This window comes from Secundilactobacillus malefermentans DSM 5705 = KCTC 3548 (genome assembly GCF_001436395.1).
In the GTDB taxonomy this organism is placed as follows: domain Bacteria; phylum Bacillota; class Bacilli; order Lactobacillales; family Lactobacillaceae; genus Secundilactobacillus; species Secundilactobacillus malefermentans.
In genome coordinates, this window is the sequence record NZ_AZGJ01000091.1 from 1 (window position 1) to 2612 (window position 2612).

Genomic DNA, 2612 nt, shown 5'->3' on the forward strand with positions numbered 1-2612 from the left:
ACTTTTGTCCCAGCCACTTTTTTTTGTCTAAATTTAACCGCTTGACATCGCCACTACTTAGTTTTACTATGTAGTGGTACTAATTATTACGAAGTAGTGAGGCGACAACCATGAAAATCTCGACGGAGATGTTAAAAGGCGTACTTGAAGGAATCGTGCTCCAAATCATTAGTGGGGGCGAAACTTATGGGTACGAAATTACAAAGGAATTAAATCAACACGGGTTTGAAGATCTGGTAGAAGGAACCGTTTATACCATTTTAATGCGATTAGAAAAGAACCAACTCGTCACCGTTGAAAAAAAGAAATCGACGAAGGGCCCCGCTCGTAAGTTCTACAGTCTGAACGCAGCGGGTCAAAAAACATTGGAAACTTTTTGGCAAAATTGGGAGTTCCTGGATCAGCAAATGACCCACTTAAAGGAGGACAATCATGTTCAATAAATTTAAACAGCAAAAGCGGGAGTATCGGGACTACAAAGCTCGAATTTCTGCACTACCAAATGATTATCAGGCCACAATGAAGGCGTTAGAAAAATACTTTTGGAATTGGGCCAAGGGCGACGGAATGATGGCCATCTTAATTTCAGTGTTAGAAATGTTTGAAAATGCCGTTGCCGATGGGTCACCCGTTGAGTTCGTCGTTGGCGAGGACATCGCTGAATTTGCGGACGCAATTTTGGCAGATAATCCTGAAGAAACTTGGCTGAATAAACAACGCAATCAGTTACGCACATCATATAAAAATCGGGGATAATTGATATGACCAACATAATTGAAGTCGCTAATATTCAGAAACGTTTCAAAACCAAGACCGTTTTAACTGACGTGACCCTATCCGTTGAAACTGGGACAATTTATGCGTTACTTGGGGCAAACGGCTCCGGAAAAACCACCCTCCTAAAAATCATCACCGGGTTACTGGATCAAGATAATGGCACCGTTTCAATTAGTCACTTGGAAGTCCGCCAACATCAGCAAGAGATCCAACGTCTTTTCAGCTATAGTGCGCAGGCATCAACTGTCGATGACGTGCTGACCGGTCATGAAAATTTGAAATTAATTGCAAAATTACGTCACGTTTCGAACCCGAACCAGATTGCAGTCGATTTATTAAACGAGTTCAAACTAAGTGCTGCCGTCAATAAACGTGTGGCAACCTACTCGGGTGGTATGCGTCGCCGATTGGATTTGGCAATGAGTCTGGTTGGTGATCCGGAGATTCTTTTTCTGGATGAGCCAACTACTGGCCTCGACCCCTTAAGCCGAAATGACCTATGGGAAACTATCCGAAAACTCAAAAAAGCTGGTAAAACAATTTTTCTGACAACTCAGTATTTAGAAGAAGCTGATTTATTGGCCGACCAGATTGGCTTTCTAAAGGACGGCCGTATTATTGAAACTGGCACACCGGCTGAAATGAAACAATTAGCTGGACCAGAAAAATTAATTCTAACGTTTGAAACGGAACAACTACTGCATCAAGCGACCAGCCAACTCGTTGGTTTCGATTTATCCCCAATTAATGATGTGTCACTTTCAGTTAAATTGCCGGATACGGTTCAAACGGTCATGGACATTCTATCGATTTTGCAAAACGCAGCCCTGAAACCAGTTTCCTTTGAAGTCACGGCGCCAACTCTCGACGATGTTTTCATGCAGCTCACAAAGGAGGTCTAAGCGATGACCTATTTATCAGATACATTCACATTAGCTGGTCGGCTGATCAAACATAATTTACGTAGCGTCGACACAATTATCACGGTCATCATCATGCCGGTCATGATGCTCCTACTAATGGTTTTCCTTTTTGGCGGCGCCATTCAGATTGATGGCTTAAGTCATGCGGAGTATGTTAATTATGTACTCCCTGGAATCTTACTGATGACTATTGCAACGGGATCGGCCTACACGGCACTCCGAATAAATATGGATAAAACTTCAGGGATGTTTGACCGCTTCAAGTCACTCCCAATTTCAAAATCCGCGGTTTTAAATGGACAATCAGTTGCTTCGGTTATTTTCATGATGACCTCAACCTTAGTCGTCCTAGGTGTTGGATTCCTAGTTGGATTTCGAAGTCACGCGTTGCTTGTTGACTGGTTGCTCGTGCTCCTTATTCTGCTAGGAAGTGCCGTTGCCATCACCTGGATTTCGGTTCCATTTGCGCTGATGGCCTCCAGTATTGATGGTGCAAGTGCCTTCTCCTACATCATTCTGTTTCTTTTATTTGTCAGTTCCGCGTTCGTGCCAGTGACCGGAATGCCCAAGTTTATACGAGTTTTTGCTGAGAATCAGCCAATGACCCATATCATTCAATCGATTCGCGGATTGCTAAGTTCTCAACCGATTGGAAATCATGGATGGATTGCCTTAATTTGGATTCTAGCAATTATTATTTTATTTAGGTTCCTTGGCACGTTGATTGCTAAACGAGTATAGACAGTAGGTGTGACAAAAGGTGGTTAGCTTCCGAGCGTAACCTAGATTGACGAAGAATCCCGTACCTGGATTATTTGTTAATCGTAGTTAGGCATAGGAAGTTATCTTTTGGAGCCCGATTAGGATTAAGTAGTAGAAAATAGGAAGAGTGGCTGGGACAAAACTGACCTC

Annotated in this window: 4 protein-coding genes; all 4 read left to right on the forward strand. The window is 42.9% G+C overall.

The window, feature by feature from the left end:
- The first annotated feature begins 110 nt into the window (after positions 1 to 110).
- From FD44_RS09730 to FD44_RS09745, 4 genes are read left to right on the forward strand one after another with little or no spacing between them, the layout of a single operon-like run.
- A complete protein-coding gene (locus FD44_RS09730) occupies positions 111 to 443 on the forward strand; it encodes a PadR family transcriptional regulator (RefSeq protein ID WP_010620171.1) in 333 nt (110 codons plus the stop codon).
- Positions 433 to 756, forward strand: a complete 324-nt coding sequence (locus tag FD44_RS09735; RefSeq protein ID WP_010620172.1) for a DUF1048 domain-containing protein — start codon at positions 433 to 435, stop codon at positions 754 to 756. Before FD44_RS09730 ends, FD44_RS09735 begins: the two co-directional genes overlap by 11 nt.
- Before the next feature lie 5 nt (positions 757 to 761).
- Positions 762 to 1679 (forward strand): ABC transporter ATP-binding protein, encoded by a 918-nt coding sequence (locus tag FD44_RS09740; protein WP_010620173.1) that lies wholly within the window; start codon positions 762 to 764, stop codon positions 1677 to 1679.
- Between the two features lie 3 nt (positions 1680 to 1682).
- Positions 1683 to 2441: an ABC transporter permease gene (locus FD44_RS09745; protein ID WP_010620174.1), complete on the forward strand. Its 759-nt coding sequence runs from the start codon at positions 1683 to 1685 to the stop codon at positions 2439 to 2441.
- Positions 2442 to 2612: the final 171 nt, after the last annotated feature.

Bases quoted from the DNA above. Each gene is read 5' to 3' on its own strand.
- FD44_RS09730 (WP_010620171.1), top strand. From the start codon at position 111: ATGAAAATCTCGACGGAGATGTTAAAAGGCGTACTTGAAGGAATCGTG.
- FD44_RS09735 (WP_010620172.1), top strand. From the start codon at position 433: ATGTTCAATAAATTTAAACAGCAAAAGCGGGAGTATCGGGACTACAAA.
- FD44_RS09740 (WP_010620173.1), top strand. From the start codon at position 762: ATGACCAACATAATTGAAGTCGCTAATATTCAGAAACGTTTCAAAACC.
- FD44_RS09745 (WP_010620174.1), top strand. From the start codon at position 1,683: ATGACCTATTTATCAGATACATTCACATTAGCTGGTCGGCTGATCAAA.